Consider the following 18837-nt stretch of genomic DNA (forward strand, 5'->3'; position numbering starts at 1 on the left):
ACGTGTCCTATTCCAGGCCCTTGGCGCGATTCCAGGCTTTCGACCACATTCTCAGGGCTTTCTGGTCGAGTGCTTTCGGCAGATGCAAGCGCTTCTGGGCGTCTGCTGAGGGACAGAGATTGGGGTCGGCGCGCAAGGTCTCGTCGAGCAGTGCAAGTGCGGCCTTGTTCGCGGTCGAGAAGCCGGTGTCCGTGGCTGCGGAAGCGGCGATTTCCGGGCGCAATACAAAGTCGATGAAGGCGTGCGCGGCCTCCGGGTGCGGGGCGTCGCTCGGGATCGCCAATATGTCGGCCCAGACCAGATTGCCTTCCTTGGACAGGCGGTAGGTGATGGAGAACGGCCGCTTCGCTTCCTTGGCCCTGATGTCGGCGATGTGCATGTCGCCGGAGAAGCCGAGTGATACGCAGGCGTCGCCTTCGGCGAGGTCGTTAATGTAGCTGGAGCTGTGGAACTTGCGCACATAGGGGCGCACCTTGGTGACCACGTCTACCGCCTTCTGCAATTCGTCGGGATTGGTGGTGTCCGGGTCCAGTCCGAGATAGATCAACGCCAAGCCCAGTACCTGCTCGGCGTCGTCGAGCATTGTGATGCCGCATGGTGCGAATTTGGCGGCGATTTCAGGGTCGAAAAGCATGCGCAGCGAGTCGACCGGGGCGTCGGGCATGATGGCGCGGATCTTCTCGACGTTGTAGCCGACACCGGTCGTTCCCCACATCCACGGCACGCCATGCGCGCCACCCTTGTCGACCTCGTCGAGGCGGGCAGCGACGGACGGGTCGACATTGCCGAGGTTGGAGAGGCGGCTCTTGTCCAGTGCCGCCCAGACGCCTGTGGGAAGTTCGCGTTGCAGATGCGGCGCGAGATTGATGGTGACGAGGTCGTAACCCGAGCCGCCGGTGAGCAGTTTGGTCTCGACGATGTCGTTGGAATCGAACATGTCGTAGGTGACCTTGATGCCGGTTTGCGCCTCGAACTTTTCGATGCTGCCGGGCCCGAAATAGGACTCCCAGGAATAGAGATGCAGGACCTTTTCCTCGGCCTGGGCCGAGGTCGCAAAAAGGCATGCCGCGGCGAGCGCGAGCCAATGTTTCATCATGTCCTCCTTTGGTGAACCCCGATCGGGGCCGTTCAGTCAGGCTGCATTTCTGGCAAGCAGGCGCTCCGGTGTGGGCTCCAGCAGCACGCCGTAGAGATCGGGACGGCGGTCGCGGAATACGCCCCAGCTGCGCCTTGCCTCCGCGATCTCGTCGAGGTCGAGCGCTGCCGTGATCACGCTGTCGGAGACGCGGTCGGCCTCAGTGAGCTTGGCGCCGGTGTGATCGGCGATGAATGACGAGCCGTAGAAGACGATCTCGTTTGCCTCGCCCCTTTCGACACCGACCCGGTTGGCGGCAATGACCGGGGTGAGATTGGCGCCGGCATGGCCCTGCATGACACGTTGCCAGTGGTCGCGGGAATCCCAACCGCGAAACGACGGTTCCGAGCCGATGGCCGTGGGATAGATCAGCACCTCGGCGCCCATCAGCACCATGGCGCGGGCCACCTCCGGAAACCATTGATCCCAGCATATGCCGGCGCCGATCTTGCCGGCGGCGGTTTCGAAGATGCGGAAGCCGGTGTCGCCATCGGCAAAATAGAGTTTTTCGCTGTAGCCCGGACTGTTCGGGATATGGCTCTTGCGATAGCGGCCGAGCACCTCGCCGTCGGCGTCGATCATGACCAGCGTGTTGTACAAGGCCGAGCCGTCGCGCTCGAACAGCGAAACCGGCAGGACGACGCCTGTCTCGCGCGCCAGAGCCGCCATCCGTGCAATGGTCTTGTGGCCGTCGAGAGGGAGGGCGCGGCTGTTGTGCCTGATGTCCTCATCCATGCAGAAGTAGACGCCTTCGAACAGCTCCTGCAGCACGACAAGCCCGGCGCCGCGCCTTGCGGCTTCGCGGACATGAGTTTCCAGTCTGTCGAGATTGCTTTCGACCTGATCGGTGCAGGAAATCTGGACAGCGGCGGCAATCAGTTGACGCACGGCTCACCTCACCTTGGTTGCTGTTGTGTGACGCAATGGATGCCGCCGCCATTCTCGTAGATGCGGTCCATGTCGAGCTGCACGATGCGGCGCTCAGGATGCAGACGCCCAAGCGTATCGACCGCCAAAGCATCGGCCTTCCTGTCGCCGAACTGCGGCGTGTAGAGCGCGTCGTTGCCGATGTAGTAGTTGGCGTAGCTGGTCAGAAAATCGTCGCTGGTCGAGCGCACGTTGGTGGCGGCCGGGATGGACACCACCTCGAAGCCCCGCCCGCGCGCATCTTTGGATCGCGCTAGTATGGCTAGCGCTTGCGCTTGGGCGCGGCCCCATTCCGAGGTGTCGCCGGTCACGCTGCTAGCGATGAGCAGGCCTGGTTTGACGAAACGGAGCGAGCCATCGATATGGCCATCGGTGATGTCGAGCCCGCGAACGCCTGGAACCCAGATCACCGTCTCGACGCCGAGGATCGACTTGAGATGCCGTTCGATATCGTTGCGCGAGACGCCCGGATTGCGGTTGTCGTTGACCCAGCAGCTTTCGGCCAACAGCAAGGTGCCGTCGCCGTCATATTCGATGCCGCCGCCTTCGCCACGGATCGCGGCGACGTGGCGGGTCACATTGAGGTGTTGCGCAACGTTGCCGGCGATCCTGGCATCGCTTGCATGCGCCTGTTTGTCGCCCCAGCCGTTGAAGCGGAAGTCGACGGCGGCAATGGCGCCGTCCTCGGCGCGCACGAACACCGGGCCGGAATCGCGCATCCACATGTCGTCAGTCGCGACACCAACGAGTTCGACCTTTGGACCGCACAGCCTTGCCGCCAGCTCATGCTCGGCTGCCGGGGCAGCCATCGCCACCGGTTCGTTCTGGGCGATTGCCGCGGCCAGCCGGCCCAGCGCTTCCTGCACGCTCTCGTAGTAGGCGCCTGGTCCGCCATAGACTGCCGGCGTGCTTGGCCAGGCCATCCAGGTCCGGGCATGCGGTTCGGTCTCCGACGGTGCGGTGACCTTCCAGCTTCCGGCCCTGGCTGCCGTGACCGCGATCTCAGGCATGAAAGCCCACCCTGTTGCTGCCATGATGGCGTGACGTCGTGTCCACCTCATCACACCGGTTGTTCCTGGGTGATGCAGTGGATGGCGCCGCCTGCCGGCACGACGGCGCCGACATCGACGGTGACGATGCGGCGATCGGGGAAAGCACGGGCGACGGCTGCTTTGGCTTCCTCGCCTGAGGGACGCCCGAAATCCGGCATGACGACGCCGCCATTGGCGAGCGCGAAATTGATGTAGGAGCGAGCGAATACTGCGCTCGTCGCCTCGACGTCATAGGCCTCGGGGATGGGGATGACCTCAAAACTGCGGCCGCGCGCGTCGGTCTGGCCGGCAAGGGCAGCAAGATTGTCGGCAAGGATGCGGCCGTGCAGGTCGGACGGATCGGGATTGAATTCGAACATAACCACGCCGGGCTTGACGAAGCAGCACATGCCGTCGACATGGCCGTCGGTCTCCAGATCCAGCGGATCGCCTGGAAGCCACACGACCTTTTCGAGGCCGAGCATGCGCAACAATTCCTTCTCGACCCAGGCCTTGGAGATGCCGGGATTGCGGTTGGAGTGGAGCAGGCTGGTTTCGGTCGCGATCAGCGTGCCTTGGCCGTCGGTCGTCAGCGAGCCGCCTTCGCAATGCAGGAAGGAGCGCAGGATCGATGCGTCTTCGCGGGCCAGCAGCCGCTCGGCAAGCGCATTGTCCTGGTCGTAAGGTTCGTGCTTGCGCCCCCAGGCGTTGAAGCGCCAGGACACGCCGGCGAGGCCGCCATCGGCCAGTTTCAGGAAGGTCGGGCCGGAATCGCGGATCCAGCAATCGTCGATCGGAATTTCGACCACCTCGATCCGGTTTCCAAGTTGGGCACGGGCGCTGTCGGCATGGTCGGGATGGGCCACCATGGTGACAGGCTCGAACTGGGCAATGGCGTGGGCAACATCGGCATAGGCCTTTTGCATGGCGGGCAGGGTGGCGCCATACAGGTCCAGTCGGTGTGGCCACGACATCCACGTCCTGGCATGGGGCTCGAACTCCGCGGGGCGGCGAAACTTCAAGTGCTGCGCCGGCCATTCGAGGGCATTCATCAAACTCTCCATTCATGTATCGATCTCATTGTTCATCGGCTTCAGCAGCCGTACAACTGAGAAAGGTTCCTGATTTCAGTGAATGGAATTCATGAATGGTGAAGTTCAGGCATATCCCGCCGACGCAGTTTCTGAAGGGGTTCGAGGCGGCATCGCGCCTGGAAAGCTTCAGCCGCGCGGCTGAAGAACTCGGCCTCTCCCAGTCGGCGATCAGTCACCAGATGCGCCTGCTCGAAGGCCATATCGGCCAGCCTCTGTTCATGCGTCACGGCCGCGAAGTGCGGCTGACGGATGCCGGGCGCGATTATCAGCGCACCGTGCGCCGCTGCCTCGACCTTCTGGAGGAGGGGTATCGGCGGCTGGAACCTTATCGAAAGCCCGGCAGCGTCGTGATCTATGCACCGCGCGATTTCAGCCGGCGCTGGCTGCTCAGTCGCCTGCCGGCTCTGCGTGCGGCCGTGCCGGCCTGTGAGCCTTGGCTCGATACGAGTGGCGCCTCCGTCGATTTCGAGACCATGGAACTCGATCTGGCAATCGTCTACGCGGACGCGCCTCCGGAAAATTGCGAAAGCCTGCTGATCGCCAGGGATTTTTTGACGCCGGTCGCGACGAAGGATCTGGCCAGCGCACTGCGCACGCCCGCCGACCTGCTTGGCGCTTCGCTGATCCATGACGAGCGCCCGACCGGCTGGGCGGACTGGTTGCGCAGCGTCGGCGTCGAAGCGAACGGCACCTGGCACGGAACCAATTTCAGCGACAGCGATCTGGCGCTTGCGGCTGCCGAGCATGGCCAGGGGGTGGCTTTGGGCAGCCTGCCTTTGGCGGCAGCGGCGCTCACATCAGGGAGCCTTGTCCAGCCATTCGACGACATCCTTGATGTGGGTCGCGGATGGTACGCCCTTTCCACGCAGGATCGGCTTCGGGATGTCGATGTGCGGGGAACATGGGACTGGCTGGGTCAGCAGGCATCGTTTCACCAGGTCTCGGATGCTGGCTGATGCTACTCACTTGACCTGTTCGATCTCCGGACCCGGCGTCTGGTCAATCGCGGGAGCCAGAGTGCAATCCTGGCCCTTGCAGTCCTGGACAGGGTCCTCGGTCGCAGGCAGGCAATTTCGCCCCTTGCTGCCGGGTGCGGTGGCGTTACTTCGCCGCTTTGTGGCTGCTTGCCCCGGCAGCCCTCAGACCACCGCGTCAGCGCGTCCAGAAATCGCGGTGTGCCTCGTGCAGTTCGTCCTCGATTTCGGGGAAGGGGCCAAAGACCTCGATCTTTTTCTGGCCGGAGCCGAACACGGTGCGCGAGGAAAGGCTCATCGTCGGGTTCTTCGGGTGATCGCCGGTCAGCGCCAGGATCTTGGTCTCGTCGGCCCCGTAGACAAGCCGCCCTATGTTCGCCCAATACATCGTGCCGGCGCACATCGCGCACGGTTCGAAGGTCGAGACCAGCGTGCATTGCCAGAGGAACTCAGGCTCGTAGGCCGCCGCGGCGCGGCGGGCGAGCTCGGTCTCGGCGTGATGCACGGTGTCGATATTGCCCTGGCGCATGAGGATGCGGTCGTCAGGCCCGACCAGGACGGCGCCGAAGGGATGATGTCCATGCGTCGCCGCTTCGCGCGCGACGGCGTCGGCGGAGCGGAGGTGGGCGAGCATCTGATCGCGGGTCATAGCAAAATCCTATCCAGCGATTGAACTGCTCGCCTCGGAAATCTTCCCTCAAGAGGGGAAATCAGGCCGGCTGAAGTGTCCCGACAGCGTCTTTGCGCATCCTCAACACCAGCAGGCGCGTCGCCGCGAACGGTGCCATGACGAGAAACGCCATCGTGATGTTGGCGAAGAGCGACAACAGACAAATCTCATTTTGGACGTAGCAAACAGATTCCATGACGTACCCCTTTCCACCATAATCCTGGTGGCCTCCTCACGCCGTGCGCCGAGCATGATCCTGCTCTTTTCCAAAAGCAAGCGATTGCTAATATAGTTCTGCCGCTGGCTTGGACTCATCGAGGGGATAGGAAGGAAACGCGTTTCGGCGACCGCAATTCCTGAGCCATTTTTGCCGCCTGGAAGATCGTCATCAAAACCAGGATCGGCTCACCCTCGGTCGGGTTGATCGTCAGCACCACACGGCCGATCTCGTCGCTCATTCCGCAAGTCCAGTCTTTGACTGCGATCACTTTTTTCCCGGCCATGTGCCCCCACCGTCTTGCTTTTCGCCGTTCCGCCGCGACTGCCTCGCCCTCGCTGCAGAACCAGCGCTCTGCGTATTGTGGGCTGATCTTCGTCTCCCAACAATGCTTCCTGGCCGGGGACATGGTAGATTCGCTCGCCGGTGCTGATGCTGATCTTGCCTTTGATGTCGCAACTGCGGGCGCCGCCGCTTATGACGCCACTGAGCCAACCCGCCGGAACGAAACTCGCGAGATCGTTTCACGGGGTCTCGAATGCCGGCTGATACTACTCACTTGACCTGTTCGATCTCCGGACCCGGCGTCTGGTCAATCGCGGGAGCCGGCGTGCAATCCTGCCCCTTGCACTCCTGGACGGGGTCCTCGGTCGGAGGCAGGCAATTTTGCCCTTCGCAATGAACTGCCGGCTGCAGTGGCGTTACTTCGCCGTTTGGTGGAACAGGCTTATCTTCAGCGCGAACGGCCGGTACCAAGCCGAAGATGACCGTGCAAAAAAGCGCTGTTCGCAGCAAGTTCATTCCCGCCTCCATGGCTGAGAGCGTGCTGAACTTACACTTCGAGTTTGGGCCGACATACAGTCACCCGCGAACGACGTTAACAGCGCGTTTCCGCCAGGGGAGGCGCCGATGCGGATGTGGACCGGATTCCTTGACGAGAAAAGGGGACTCATGAGCGCCGATCATGACTGTCTACCGGCAGGATGCGTTGGCCGGCTCCGCCGCGATGCCGGACGGGCCGAAGCGCCCATGCGCTGACTTTGCTGCGCTGGCCTCAAACCGCTCACGACCAAGGATGATTGACTGGGTGGGCTCATTTGCGGAACCGCTTGCGCACCAATGCTGCTTGCGACAGGCTGCCTGAATGAAACAAATGTCCTCGCCCATAGCTTTGGCCCTTTTCGTTGCAGCCAGCGTGCTGGCGCAGGCGGCACCTTCGTTGGCCAAGGACAAGACGATCACAGGCAGAATTCGCGGCTTCGAATGCGGCGACAACTGCTATCTGACCATCGTCGACAGCAAGAAGGCCGAGCAGGTCGGCCTGTGCGTCGCGCCGCAATGCAAGACCTGGAACGAGCAGGTGGCGATGCCGCGCCGCTACAAGGGAAAGCGCGTGACTGCCACGGTCGGGAAAGCACAGCAATTCGACGACAGCGGCAATGTCATGGGGGAAATGATGTCTTTCAAGAAAATCGAATTTCTCGACTGACCGCAGTTCGGCCGCCGCTTCCCAATCCACTGTCTAGTTCACGAATGCCTGGGCCCTGAAGGTTTCAAGATAATCGTCTATCTGACGGTCGTTCGGGTCGAAAGCTTGCCAATGCGGATCATCGTCGACGTTGGCCAGATCGAGAAATTCAGTGATGTCCACCCCGCCATTAAGGGTGGCAACGCCAGAGTTCAAACCCATATATTTCAGGTTGAAGTCAAAGCGAAAATCGGGTGATCGGAAGAACTTCGCCTTGCCGCACTCCGGGAATGGCAGGGCTCGGAAGTGGTCTAGCAGGCGCTGCTTTTCACCGATGCCTTCAGTAACTGAAAGCATATATGTTTCCGGCCGTGACAGGCTTTCGTTGATCCGACCGGCCGGCTTTCTCATTGCGCCCCAGAGGTGAGGCAGGCCAATTGCGGAAAAGAAATCCTGACCGATCGATTCGTCAGGCCAAAATTTAGGGTTGTATGGTCGAACGACAACACGATCGGCACCGAGTGCGGTAACAAACGGTCGCAGGATTTCGTAGAACTCAAGTTGATATTGCGCTGCTTCGATAGGGCCTACCAGGTAGTCTTTGACGCATTGCGAATACACGCGTTCAAGCAAGTGATCGAAGCGCCGCAAATAAAACACCACCTTCACCTCGGCGCCGACATCCAATAGGCTTTGGAAAAAAGATGGATGAGCGCTCGCTCGCGAAAATTCCTCGCCTGACATCAGCAACGTTTCGCAGTCGGAATCGAGCGAGAAGAACGCGCCAACGTTCTGCTCAAACGACTTGCCGTCGTCGTAGCCGATTGCGGCGATGCTGTGCTGCGGCCCGAACGCTTCATTCGCCGGGTCGTTGGGTTCGGGGTAATGGATCGAGTTGGCCGCCAACACGTCGCGGTTGGAAGCCAGGCTCGCCTGAAGATAAGAGCTTCCGGTCTTGTGAATTCCGCAATGCAAAATGAATTTTTTATAACGCGCCAATAGCGGCCACTCCCCTTGCTTCAGTTAGGCGCCTCTGCGTGCAGCGCAAGAAAGTTACCATGGACCGCAACTGGTGACATCACCCCGACTGCATGAGGTCGGGCAAAGGACGGATGCCGATCGGCCGCGGCACACGGACATCGGCTGACACGTCGGCCTGCTTGTTCGAACGATGGGCATGTTGGGCAGCTCGGCATGTTCCCGAATGTGAAGTAGCTGGTCCTTGCCGCGGCAGTCGTGCTGGTACTGATCGTCGGCTAGCGGCTGACGGAAAGCCAACGAAAGCCGGCACCCACCAACGCACTGGCAGGCACAGAACCGCAGCGGCGGCCAAGCGCGAAAAAACCAACGGTTTGCATAACACCTGCTATCCGTGCAGCCGATGTCCGCAACTGCGCCGCTACTGACCAATATGCGACGCGACCGACATCATCGCCTCAGAGTTCGGGTGGGCGCCCAAGCCGCCATCGAAAACCTCGGAGAACGTCCAGCGAACGACGCCGTTGCGGTCGAGCAGGAACTGGCCCGTGAGCTGGCCCACGCCGGTCGCCATCATTTGCTGGTCCGCTTCGGTGATATCGTAATTGTCTTTTTTGTTCAGATATTCGAGCGTGGCAAACGGATCCATCGGCTCAGGCATTTCGCCCGGCACGTTGAGCCGCATCGCCTTCACATCGCTCATCGAAGCCTTTTGCGGCCATGCGCTCTCGCCCTCAGTTATTTGCATATTGGGCAATCCAAAGGCGCGGTGTGAAACGCGCTCCGGATCGGATGCAGCAAGCAAACCAACCATCGGATGGTACCGGAGATAAAGGCGCGCTCGCTCGATGGGCGTGTTCACCACCGTGAGGCTTTCGATGCCCTTTGCGTTAAGGGCTGGTGTGAGCAGCGAAACCGTCGCGATATGACGCCTGCAAAACGGACAATGCAGACCTCGATACAGCCCAACCAGCACTGGCCTCTCGCCGCGGAAATCGTCGATAGCTATCTTGCCCTCGCGCGTAATTGCGTCGAGTACGAAATTGGGCGCTCGTTCGCCCAGTCGCAGAGGGCCTACGTCGGTGCGGTCGGACATGCCTGATCCTCCTCGCGGGTCAATCCAGTAACGGAAGCGCTGCGTGCATTGTAGCACAGAGATGGCGGACGTTGGGGCGCTACCTTAGTGGCGGCACTTTCCGAGCTTGAAACGCCAATCGGCCGCGGCCCAAACTGCTTCCTTAAAAGTGGAAGGGGCTTTGCGGATGGAAATCTTTCGGCAATTTCGGGACAACTGCTGACACGAAGCGATCCAGATCCGGCGTCTTTGACGCTAGGAGTCATCGATCCTGGCACAGCGGTACATAAAGGCGTTGATCTTGTGGGCGCCGATTGAAGCGACGTCCCCATTTGCCAGCCTGACAGGCATTCTCGACGGCGCGAAGAAAGCGATTTCCGAGTTTGACGAGATTGCATCGAACTCTCGGACAGTCGGCCTCCGCAGATCCATCGCCTCTTGGGCCGGACCGACCGGCTCTTGCGAAGCTACGGGATGGCGGTGAGATCGGCCGTCGGCGGTCTGATGAGCGCTGGAAGCACAGCCAGACCCACAGGACGCGTCTAATCATTCAGTACACGAAACGATCGAGCCCGCTGCCTCACGGTGGCGGGTTCTTTCATTTCTGGCGTTCACTGAAATACGCAAAGCCCGCTTTTCCCGCTTCGTCTAATGGTAGGACAGCGCCCTTTGAAGGCAGGCGCAACACCCCTAGCCGCCGTCACGGGACACGGCCAACCGGGTCGTTGCACTTGTAGACCGGGCAGCGGCCGTCACGGGTCGGGACATAGGCCGACATCGGCACCTGAGGCCAGTCGCACTCGTTGCCGAGTTGCCTGACATAGCGGTCATAGGTGTTGGGGCCGGTGGTCAGCACCACGGCGCGCCGGCTCTGGATCAGTTGCTGGAGCTGCCAGCAGCTCATCGTGCGGGTGTCGGGCCGGGCCTCACTGACACCGGTCGCGGCAAGCAGGATCGCTGCTGTCGTCAAAGCAGTTAGTGGGATGGACAACATGGGCGGTATCCTCGATCGGCCAGAGCATGCGAAACCTCGCATCCCGGCCAGCGGTTCCGCAAGAGCCAGTTGGCCGTCTTTTTGCGGCGCAACCCGTTTCCCCGGGTTAGCCCGCTGCCGGTGGTGGCGGGCTTCTGCGTGGTGGTAAGTCTCACAACGGCCATAGCAGATACCATCGTGTCGTCACCATCAGGAGGGATCTATGGTTTCGGCTATTGCAAGTCAGCATCGGCAGGTACCGGAAACTCAATTGAAAGCGGCAAAGCCAGGAACAGGCGAGGGATTCGCGCCAGGCAAGAGCGCCGACAGTGTAGGACATCGCGCCAAGGCAACGGTTGCCGAAACAGGCGACACCGATCCTAGCGCGCAAGGTCGCGCGGCATCGACGATCGCCAGAATGGACATCACCGTTTTGACGCCGCCGCCCGAAGACACGACCGCGGAGTAAAACTTAGGCCGGGCTAGCTGCCGTGCGGCTTTTGGCCCGCTGCTTCGGTGGCGGGCTTTTTGATTGCCCGGCCCCAGGCCTTAAGCGCGCTTGCTGCTGAACGCATACGTCGTGATGTCGTCACGGGAAATCCCGATGTCGCTGAGCATGTCGTCCGGTGACTCGCTCAGCTCGGCCGTTGTCTTCAACTGCGCCTTCTGTTCGGCTCGATGACGGAGCCAATCGGCAAGGGGACCAACTGCGACAAGAGGAAGGTTCAGAAGCATAGGAAGGTTCACAAGCATCGGAGTACTCCCTTCAGCGCTGGAGTAAACTTCACGCTGCAAGCTAGGCCGATGCGTCGTTGCGTCTGTGACAAAATTCACAGATGCCTCACGGTGGCGGGCTTTTTAGTGGGCAATCCACCTGCAGCACGACCGACCTCGATGGCGGCCATGACAACGGTCGCCGCCGTTACCAGTGCAGCCATCCAGCGTTCGAAATTGGCAAGGCGCCGCGCGGTCACAACCTGCTGCCCGTCCCAATAGAGTTCGCCGGTGCTTTCGTGGACTCCGAGCAGCGAGACGCCGTTGATGCTTATTGCCTTGACGCTAGGAGGCCATGTTGGAGGTGAGGGCTCACTGACGTGGCGATATTTTCGGATCTCATCCCAATCGATCATCCGCTCCCGCCCCTCTGAATGTCTTTTGTCGGAAGGCTAATAGTTGCAGGAATCAGCCCAAAATCAAATCAGGCTGCTGCCAAAGCCGACCGGATATTGGCCAAAAATTGGACAGGTGCGGGGGGATTTCCGCTAAGTGCTTGAAATATCTGGTACGCCCAAGGGGAATCGAACCCCTGTTACCGCCGTGAAAGGGCGGTGTCCTAACCGCTAGACGATGGGCGCGCTCAGACGAAGCGGCTTATAATTGCGTTGTTGGCAACCGGCAACCCATCAGCCCCAACATCCGGCAACTTTTTTCAGAAAGGGGCGAAAGCTGCCGTTTCGGCGGGCCAGCCCGTGGGTTTCTGAACCCATGATCGAATGTCTTTGGAGATTAGCCTTAATAGGCTTCACATTCGTCATCCACGGGCGGAGCAAGGAGCGTAGCGACGCGGCGCAGACCCGAGGATCCATGCCGCGACGTCTGAGCGTCGCAACGGTGCAGTTCTGCTCCGCTGTGTTCTCCGATTGGATTCCCGGCATGGATCCTTGGATCTGCGCGCCGCTTCGCGTCGCTACGCCCAAGGATGACGAAGTTGGGGAGGCTTCGGCTAATCTCGGATGTCGCTGATGGTACCGGAACGGGGGGCTGCTGACAGCCCCTCAACCCGTCGGCCGCATGGAGAGAACTAGCTGCGCCGGCGGCAGCGCCAGTTCCAGTCGCGCTCGGGGCCGACATCGACGTGGACGGAGTCGGTGTGGCAGTAGGTGCCGACACCGCCGCGGCCCGGCATGGTGCGCAGATAGCTCGCCAGTTCCCACTTCGAGACGCCGGGAACCTGGATGTCGGCGGCGGCGCAATACATGTGCAGCGAATTCTTGGCGCCGTTGGCGCGGCGGTTGCGAGCCGGATCGCGATAGCCTGATGTGACGATCATCTTGCGGCCGTAGTGGCCTTCGATGGTCTTCAGCACGCGCACCAGCGACGGCTTCAGGCAAGCGACGTCGACGCTCTCGTTCTGCTTCAAGAGGCCGTTGGGCGCCAGCCGGGCGAGGCCGGCGGCGGATGCCACCTGATAGGCGCCGCCCGAGCCTTCATCCTCGTTCAGATCGACGTCGCTTTCATCGTCGAGGCCGGATTTGCGCTTGATCTCGAACAAAGCTGTCTGGCGCACGCCGGGCAAGGCGTCGCTGCCGGTGATGTGGCCGGTCTCGTCACCGATCGAAGCCAGCTGCACCGGCTTGTCGGCCGAACTGGCGGAAGCCAGCGTGATGATCGGCTTTGCCGGCGCGGCTTTGGCTTGAGCGGTGGGCTGCTCGCCGGAGCGCGTGTTGATCAGCGGCGCGGGCGCCGCCGAGGCGGGCGTGGTGCTGAACAGCGAGGCTAGGAAGCCTTTCTTCGGCGCATTGATCTGCGCCTGCGGAGGTTCGCCAGCGGTGACATAGACAGGGTTGTTCATCACCGGGGCGGTGGTGTCGTCCGATTTCGGTGCGATGGTGTTCGCATCGGCGGCAGCGATCTTCTGCGCGACTGCGTCGGTCTCGGCGGCTGTCTGCGCCGGCTGCACCAGTGGCTGCGGCGTTTGGCCGGCGATGGTGTCTGCACCGGCAGGCACGTTGATGGGGAAGGCCGCTCCGGGCTTGGTCACCGGCACATAGGCGACCTTTTCAGGCAAAGGTGTGTCTCCCTCGCTCATCACGGTCGATGCCGCCTCCGAGGAGGCTGACGTCACCTGCACGGACGAATCAGTCACTATTGCCGGCGTCGCGCTCGAGGCTGCTTTCATATCAGCCGAGGTGGCGTTGTAGCCGGGCATGCCGACAGACATGGTGGGGTCGCCGGCGGAGGTACAGGAGGCAAGGAGCACGGAGAAAAGCGCCGCCGCAATGCTGCGGCTTTCCCTTCGTGCGAGACGCCAACCTGCTGATTTCAAAACTAAATTCCCCCTCGGCGTCCGGCCGGTAAGTTGTTGGCTCGGCGTCTAGACGCTCTGTACCAATAACCCCTGTTCCCAAACCGGAAACGAGACCTGTGTCAAATCTGCATGCCTTCAACTTAATCGGTGGCTAGAGGCGAATTGAGGCCGCTTGATGGTTGACGCCACCATTTCGCCCTCTTTTACCGGCCCGTCAACTCACCAGACATTACAGTCCGTTACACACGCACCTTGACGTAGGTTCCCGGCGCATCGCCCAAGGTTTTCATATGCTTGCCGGGTTTGCGGGCAGGAACGCGGGTGTCGTCCTGGGTCTCGATCCAATGCTGCCAGTGGGTCCACCAGGAGCCGGGATGCTCCACCGCGTTGGCAAACCACTGGGCAAAATCGCCCACCGGTTTGCCGCCGGTCCAGTACTGATACTTCTTGGCCGCCGGCGGGTTGACGACGCCGGCAATATGGCCTGAACCGGCCATCACATATTCGACGTCGCCGCCGAAATATTGCGAGCCGAGGAACACCGAAAGCGCCGGCGCGATGTGATCTTCCTTCGACGCCAGATTGTAAACCGGGATAGTGACGTCGGCGAGCGAGACTACACGGCCTGCCAGTTCCATCACGCCGCGCGTCAGATTGTTCTCGAGATAGCAGTTGCGCAGATAGAAGGAATGGTTGGCCGCCGCCATGCGGGTGGAATCGGCGTTCCAGTAGAGAAGGTCGAAGGGCAGGGGATCCTTGCCGCGCATGTAATTGTTGATGACATAGGGCCAGATCAGGTCGCCCGAGCGCAGCATGTTGAAGGCGGTCGCCATCTTGGTGCCGTCGAGATAACCCTTTTCGTTCATCGATTTCTCGACGGCCGCCACCTGGTCCTCGTCGACGAACACCTTCAGGTCGCCGGCATGGGTGAAGTCGACCTGCGTGGTGAAGAAGGTCGCCGACTTGATGCGGTTGTCGCCTTCCTGCGCCAGCAGCGCGAGTGCGGCCGCCAAAAGCGTCCCGCCGACGCAATAGCCGATGGCGTTGACGTCCTTCTCGCCGGTAGCCTTCTCGACCATGTCGAGGCCGTATTGCAGGCCCTCTCGGATATAGGCCTCCCAGCCTTTGGCGCCGTGGCGCTCGTCGGGATTGATCCAGGAAATGACGAAGACGGTATGGCCCTGCTCGATTGCCCAGCGAATGAAGGATTTTTGCGGGTTGAGATCGAGGATGTAGTATTTGTTGATCCAGGGCGGGCAGATCAGCAGCGGACGCTTGAGTACGGTTTCGGTCGTCGGATCATACTGGATGATCTCGGCGACATCGCTGCGGCCGACCACCTTGCCGGGTGACGTCGCGACGTTCTTGCCGATCTCGAAGGGCGAGTAGTCGGCCTGCCTTAGCTTCAGGTCACCCTTGCCGGCGGCGATGTCCTCGGCCAGCATCTTCATGCCGCGCACCAGGTTTTCGCCGTTCGAGGCGACCGTTTCGCGAAACAGCTCCGGATTGGTCAGGATGAAGTTCGACGGCGAGATGGCGTTGGACACCTGCTTGACGTAGAAGCTGGCCTTGTGGCGGGTGTGCTCGTCGAGGCCTTCGGCGTGCTCGACCAGGTCGGCCGCCCAGCGCGAGGTGACGAGATAGGCCTGCTTGAGGAAATCGAAGAAAGCGTTGCGGCCCCATTCCGGGTCCTGGAAGCGCTTGTCGCCGCGTTCGGGCTTGACCGCATCGTCCAGCGCTTCGGCATTCGGGCTGACGCGCTGGATGGCGTTTCCCCAGACGGTCATGTAGCCGCCGAACAGCCGCGTCTGCGCTTCCAGTGCGCGCTGCGGATCGGCAAGCCAGTATTCGCTGAGCTTGGAGAAGGTTTTGACCATGTCGACGACAGGTTCGGCGACGTGGTCGCGCACCTCACCCTTTTCGCGCGGCTCGGCCCAGGCGGAGGCCGCTTTTCCCGCCTGTTCGATCATGCGCGCCATGTTCAGGGCGAAGCGTTCCGGGTCCTTCACCAGATATTGCTCGACGGTCGACGGTCCGCCATCTTCCGCTTTGCCCGAATCGGGTGTTTTGGACATGGTTCGCGGGGTTCCTCCCGGGGCGTTTTCTTGACATATTAACATGGGACATCTGACCGGGTCCAACACGCTCTAACCCGGCTGCCAGGAAAACAATATGACGATTAATATTGGCGAGACTGTTTTTTCGGGTACCGGTCGTTTTTGCCGCATCGCTGCGGCGATGATGCTGGTGACCGCCGGCGGGGCCTTGCTGGCGGCCGGTGGCTGCGCCAGCAACGACACAGGCGGCGGAACAACGGTTTCCGGAGTCGACGGTCCGAAGGACACCGGCTCCTATCCGAATTTGAACATCCCGCCGCAGGTGGCGGCGCAGCAGCTCACCCCTGAAGAGAGCAACGCCAAGCTCGCCCAGCTGAAGGCCAGCCAGCAAGCGCAACTGGGCAAGGGCGGCAAGGTCCAGGGCACAAGCCCGGCGGCGCTGAACTCGCTGGCGAAAAATCACGGCGACGAAACGCTGAAGCAGATCGAAGCCAAATGCGACCCCGCCCTCGACCCTACCTGCAAATAGGGTTATATCGCGCGCCGAAACTACCTTTCGCCCCATTGATCGTCTGGAACTGACATGGAAGAATTTCACAAGGTCCGCCGGCTTCCGCCATACGTCTTCGAGCAGGTCAACCGGCTGAAGGCCAGCGCCCGTTCGCGCGGCGCCGACATCATCGACCTTGGCATGGGCAATCCGGACCTGCCGACGCCGAAAGCCATCGTCGACAAATTGTGCGAAGTGGTGCGCGATCCGCGCACGCATCGTTACTCGTCGTCGCGCGGCATTCCAGGCCTGCGCCGCGCCCAGGCCGCCTACTATCAGCGTCGCTTCGGGGTGAAGCTCAACCCGGACACGCAGGTGGTGGCCACACTTGGCTCGAAGGAAGGCTTCGCCAACATGGCGCAGGCGATCACCGCGCCCGGCGACGTGATCCTGTGCCCCAACCCGACCTATCCGATCCATGCCTTCGGCTTCATCATGTCGGGTGGCGTCATCCGTTCGCTGCAGGTCGAACCCGATGACGGCTTTATTCCAGCGGTCGAGCGCGGCATCCGCCATTCGATCCCGAAGCCGCTGGCGCTGATCCTCAACTATCCGTCGAACCCGACGGCGCTGGTCGCCTCGCTCGATTTCTACAAGGACGTGGTCGCCTTCGCCAAGAAGAACGACATCATCATCCTGTCGGACCTTGCCTATTCGGAGATCTATTTCGACGGCAATCCACCGCCCTCGGTGCTGCAGGTGCCGGGCGCGATCGATGTCTGCGTCGAGTTCACCTCGATGTCGAAGACCTTTTCCATGCCCGGCTGGCGCATGGGCTTTGCCGTCGGCAATGAGCGGCTGATCTCGGCGCTGACGCGGGTCAAATCCTATCTCGACTACGGTGCCTTCACGCCGATCCAGGTGGCGGCCGCGCATGCGCTGAATGGCGACGGTGCCGATATCGCCGAAGTGCGCGACATCTATCACAAGCGCCGCGACGTCATGGTCGACGCCTTTGGCCGCGCCGGCTGGACTATTCCCGCGCCGGCGGCGTCGATGTTTGCCTGGGCGCCGATCCCGGAGCCGTTCAAGCATCTCGGGTCGCTGGAATTCTCCAAGCTTCTGATCGAGCACGCCGACGTGGCGGTGGCGCCGGGCGTCGGTTTTGGCGAGCACGGCGACGACCATGTGCGCATCGCATTGGTCGAGAACGAGCACCGTATCCGGCAGGCGGCGCGCAACATCAAGCGCTTCCTGGCGTCCAGCACCAAGCAGCCCAACAATGTGGTGCCGCTCGCCGCGCATCGTTGAGTTGCCTGATATCACATCGACAGAATTCTTGAGGGGCGTCGCCGGACATGGCTGAAGCGTTGCGTGTTGGAATTGCCGGTCTTGGCACCGTTGGCGCCTCGGTGGCGCGCGTGCTGCGCGACAAGGCGGCGGAACTGACCCGCCAGTGCGGACGCGACGTCATCGTCACCGCCGTTTCGGCTCGGGATCCGAAGCGCGATCGTGGCGTCGATCTCAGCACGGCCAAGTGGTTCGACGATCCGGTCAAGATGGCTCAGACCGCCGATATCGACGTCTTCGTCGAACTGATCGGCGGCGACGAGGGGCCGGCGCGATCGGCAGTGAAGGCAGCGCTTGAAGCCAGCCGCCATGTCGTCACCGCCAACAAGGCGCTGCTGGCCAAGCATGGCGTGGCGCTGGCCGAGATCGCCGAGAAGAAGGGCGTGCTGCTCAACTACGAAGCGGCGGTTGCCGGCGGCATCCCGGTGATCAAGACGATGCGCGAGGCGATGGCCGGCAATTCGGTGACCCGCGTCTTCGGCATCCTCAACGGCACCTGCAACTACATCCTGACCCGCATGGAGGCCGAAGGCATCTCGTTCGACGCCTGCCTGAAGGACGCGCAGCGGCTGGGCTATGCGGAAGCCGATCCGACCTTCGATATCGAGGGTCACGACACCGCGCACAAGCTGTCGATCCTGACCAGCCTCGCCTTCGGCACCCGGATCGCCGCCAACGACATCTACATGGAAGGCATTTCCAACATCAGCCAGGCCGATATTCGAGCGGCCGCGGATCTCGGTTACCGCATCAAGTTGTTGGGCGTCGCGCAGCGCACCGACAGCGGCATCGAACAGCGCGTGCACCCGACCATGGTGCCGACGGCCTCGGTCATCGCGCAGGTGCATGGCGTCACCAATGCGGTGGCCATCGAAACCGACATTCTGGGCGAGCTGCTGCTCTCGGGTCCCGGTGCCGGCGGCAACGCCACCGCCTCGGCGGTGGTTGGCGATATCGCCGACATCGCCAAGAGCCGTCCGGGCTTCCAGCACGGCCCGGTGTTCGGCCTGCCGGCCAAGGAATTGCGCCCGTACAAGAAGGCGCAGATGCGCAGCCATGCCGGCGGCTATTTCATCCGGCTGACCGTGCACGACCGCATCGGCGTCTTTGCCGCGATCGCCAAGCGCATGGCCGACAATGACATTTCGCTGGAATCGATCGTGCAGCACGCGGTCAGCGCCGAGACCGATGCGCAAAAGACGGTGATCCTGGTCACCCACGAGACCACTGAGGCTGCGGTGCGCAAGGCTGTCGACGGCATCACCAAAGACGGTCATCTGACCGACAAGCCGCAGGTGATCCGCATCGAGCGGGCAGGGTGAACCCAGTCATCTCTAGCTTTTAATCGATTGATATTGCAGCGCTTTCAA

Annotated in this window: 20 protein-coding genes, 1 tRNA gene and 1 pseudogene; 5 read left to right on the forward strand and 17 right to left on the reverse strand. The window is 61.7% G+C overall.

The window, feature by feature from the left end; all coding sequences use genetic code 11:
• Positions 1–7: 7 nt before the first annotated feature.
• The 4 genes from AC1DXU_RS22625 to AC1DXU_RS22640 are packed head-to-tail and all read right to left on the reverse strand — an operon-like array spanning position 8 to position 4145.
• Positions 8–1093, reverse strand: coding sequence for an extracellular solute-binding protein (locus AC1DXU_RS22625; RefSeq protein ID WP_477372564.1), 1086 nt, complete (start codon positions 1091–1093; stop codon positions 8–10).
• 39 nt (positions 1094–1132) lie between these two features.
• On the reverse strand, positions 1133–2023 hold the full coding sequence (gene aguB / locus AC1DXU_RS22630) for an N-carbamoylputrescine amidase (RefSeq protein WP_477372566.1): 891 nt from the start codon (positions 2021–2023) through the stop codon (positions 1133–1135).
• 8 nt (positions 2024–2031) lie between these two features.
• Positions 2032–3072, reverse strand: a complete 1041-nt coding sequence (locus tag AC1DXU_RS22635; protein WP_477372568.1) for an agmatine deiminase family protein — start codon at positions 3070–3072, stop codon at positions 2032–2034.
• Positions 3073–3122: 50 nt separating this feature from the next.
• Positions 3123–4145 (reverse strand): agmatine deiminase family protein, encoded by a 1023-nt coding sequence (locus AC1DXU_RS22640; protein WP_477372570.1) that lies wholly within the window; start codon positions 4143–4145, stop codon positions 3123–3125.
• A 95-nt stretch (positions 4146–4240) separates the two neighbouring features.
• Here AC1DXU_RS22640 and AC1DXU_RS22645 point away from each other — a divergent pair, with 95 nt between their 5' ends.
• A complete protein-coding gene (locus AC1DXU_RS22645; RefSeq protein WP_477372572.1) occupies positions 4241–5143 on the forward strand; it encodes a LysR substrate-binding domain-containing protein in 903 nt (300 codons plus the stop codon).
• 196 nt (positions 5144–5339) lie between these two features.
• Here AC1DXU_RS22645 and AC1DXU_RS22650 read toward each other — a convergent pair whose 3' ends face one another.
• The 5 genes and pseudogenes from AC1DXU_RS22650 to AC1DXU_RS22670 form a co-directional block, all read right to left on the reverse strand.
• On the reverse strand, positions 5340–5810 hold the full coding sequence (locus AC1DXU_RS22650) for a nucleoside deaminase (protein ID WP_477314066.1): 471 nt from the start codon (positions 5808–5810) through the stop codon (positions 5340–5342).
• 61 nt (positions 5811–5871) lie between these two features.
• Positions 5872–6027, reverse strand: coding sequence for a hypothetical protein (locus tag AC1DXU_RS22655; RefSeq protein WP_477372574.1), 156 nt, complete (start codon positions 6025–6027; stop codon positions 5872–5874).
• Between the two features lie 115 nt (positions 6028–6142).
• Entirely contained in the window at positions 6143–6289 is a 147-nt protein-coding gene (locus AC1DXU_RS22660; protein WP_477372912.1) for a hypothetical protein, read from the reverse strand.
• Positions 6290–6343: 54 nt separating this feature from the next.
• Positions 6344–6524 (reverse strand): annotated as a pseudogene (locus AC1DXU_RS22665) (sunset domain-containing protein); the annotation flags it as partial.
• Between the two features lie 79 nt (positions 6525–6603).
• On the reverse strand, positions 6604–6849 hold the full coding sequence (locus AC1DXU_RS22670) for a hypothetical protein (protein WP_477372575.1): 246 nt from the start codon (positions 6847–6849) through the stop codon (positions 6604–6606).
• Between the two features lie 352 nt (positions 6850–7201).
• On the opposite strand from AC1DXU_RS22670, the gene AC1DXU_RS22675 reads away from it, so the two are divergent.
• Positions 7202–7537, forward strand: a complete 336-nt coding sequence (locus tag AC1DXU_RS22675) for a hypothetical protein (protein WP_477372577.1) — start codon at positions 7202–7204, stop codon at positions 7535–7537.
• 33 nt (positions 7538–7570) lie between these two features.
• On the opposite strand, the gene AC1DXU_RS22680 is transcribed toward AC1DXU_RS22675, so the two are convergent.
• The 8 genes from AC1DXU_RS22680 to phaC form a co-directional block, all read right to left on the reverse strand.
• Positions 7571–8515, reverse strand: a complete 945-nt coding sequence (locus AC1DXU_RS22680; RefSeq protein WP_477372579.1) for a hypothetical protein — start codon at positions 8513–8515, stop codon at positions 7571–7573.
• A 400-nt stretch (positions 8516–8915) separates the two neighbouring features.
• On the reverse strand, positions 8916–9590 hold the full coding sequence (locus AC1DXU_RS22685) for a peroxiredoxin-like family protein (RefSeq protein WP_477372581.1): 675 nt from the start codon (positions 9588–9590) through the stop codon (positions 8916–8918).
• A 679-nt stretch (positions 9591–10269) separates the two neighbouring features.
• The gene (locus tag AC1DXU_RS22690; protein ID WP_477372583.1) at positions 10270–10563 is read right to left on the reverse strand and encodes a hypothetical protein; all 294 of its coding nucleotides are present in this window, start codon (positions 10561–10563) and stop codon (positions 10270–10272) included.
• A gap of 528 nt (positions 10564–11091) precedes the next feature.
• Positions 11092–11295: a YjiS-like domain-containing protein gene (locus AC1DXU_RS22695; protein ID WP_477372585.1), complete on the reverse strand. Its 204-nt coding sequence runs from the start codon at positions 11293–11295 to the stop codon at positions 11092–11094.
• 77 nt (positions 11296–11372) lie between these two features.
• Positions 11373–11672, reverse strand: coding sequence for a hypothetical protein (locus AC1DXU_RS22700; RefSeq protein ID WP_477372587.1), 300 nt, complete (start codon positions 11670–11672; stop codon positions 11373–11375).
• 150 nt (positions 11673–11822) lie between these two features.
• A tRNA-Glu gene (locus AC1DXU_RS22705) sits at positions 11823–11897 on the reverse strand.
• A 446-nt stretch (positions 11898–12343) separates the two neighbouring features.
• Positions 12344–13483, reverse strand: coding sequence for a YcbK family protein (locus AC1DXU_RS22710; RefSeq protein ID WP_477372589.1), 1140 nt, complete (start codon positions 13481–13483; stop codon positions 12344–12346).
• Between the two features lie 326 nt (positions 13484–13809).
• On the reverse strand, positions 13810–15645 hold the full coding sequence (gene phaC / locus AC1DXU_RS22715; RefSeq protein WP_477372591.1) for a class I poly(R)-hydroxyalkanoic acid synthase: 1836 nt from the start codon (positions 15643–15645) through the stop codon (positions 13810–13812).
• Positions 15646–15742: 97 nt separating this feature from the next.
• Between phaC and AC1DXU_RS22720 the strand changes: the two genes are divergently transcribed.
• Genes AC1DXU_RS22720 through AC1DXU_RS22730 form a run of 3 tightly spaced genes read left to right on the forward strand, consistent with a single transcriptional unit; the run spans position 15743 to position 18789 of the window.
• Positions 15743–16156, forward strand: coding sequence for a hypothetical protein (locus AC1DXU_RS22720; RefSeq protein WP_477372593.1), 414 nt, complete (start codon positions 15743–15745; stop codon positions 16154–16156).
• Positions 16157–16210: 54 nt separating this feature from the next.
• Positions 16211–17428: an LL-diaminopimelate aminotransferase gene (locus AC1DXU_RS22725; protein WP_477372594.1), complete on the forward strand. Its 1218-nt coding sequence runs from the start codon at positions 16211–16213 to the stop codon at positions 17426–17428.
• Between the two features lie 47 nt (positions 17429–17475).
• Positions 17476–18789 (forward strand): homoserine dehydrogenase, encoded by a 1314-nt coding sequence (locus AC1DXU_RS22730; protein WP_477372596.1) that lies wholly within the window; start codon positions 17476–17478, stop codon positions 18787–18789.
• The last annotated feature ends 48 nt before the right edge of the window (positions 18790–18837 follow it).

The organism is Mesorhizobium sp. P3_A10 (assembly GCF_056403175.1).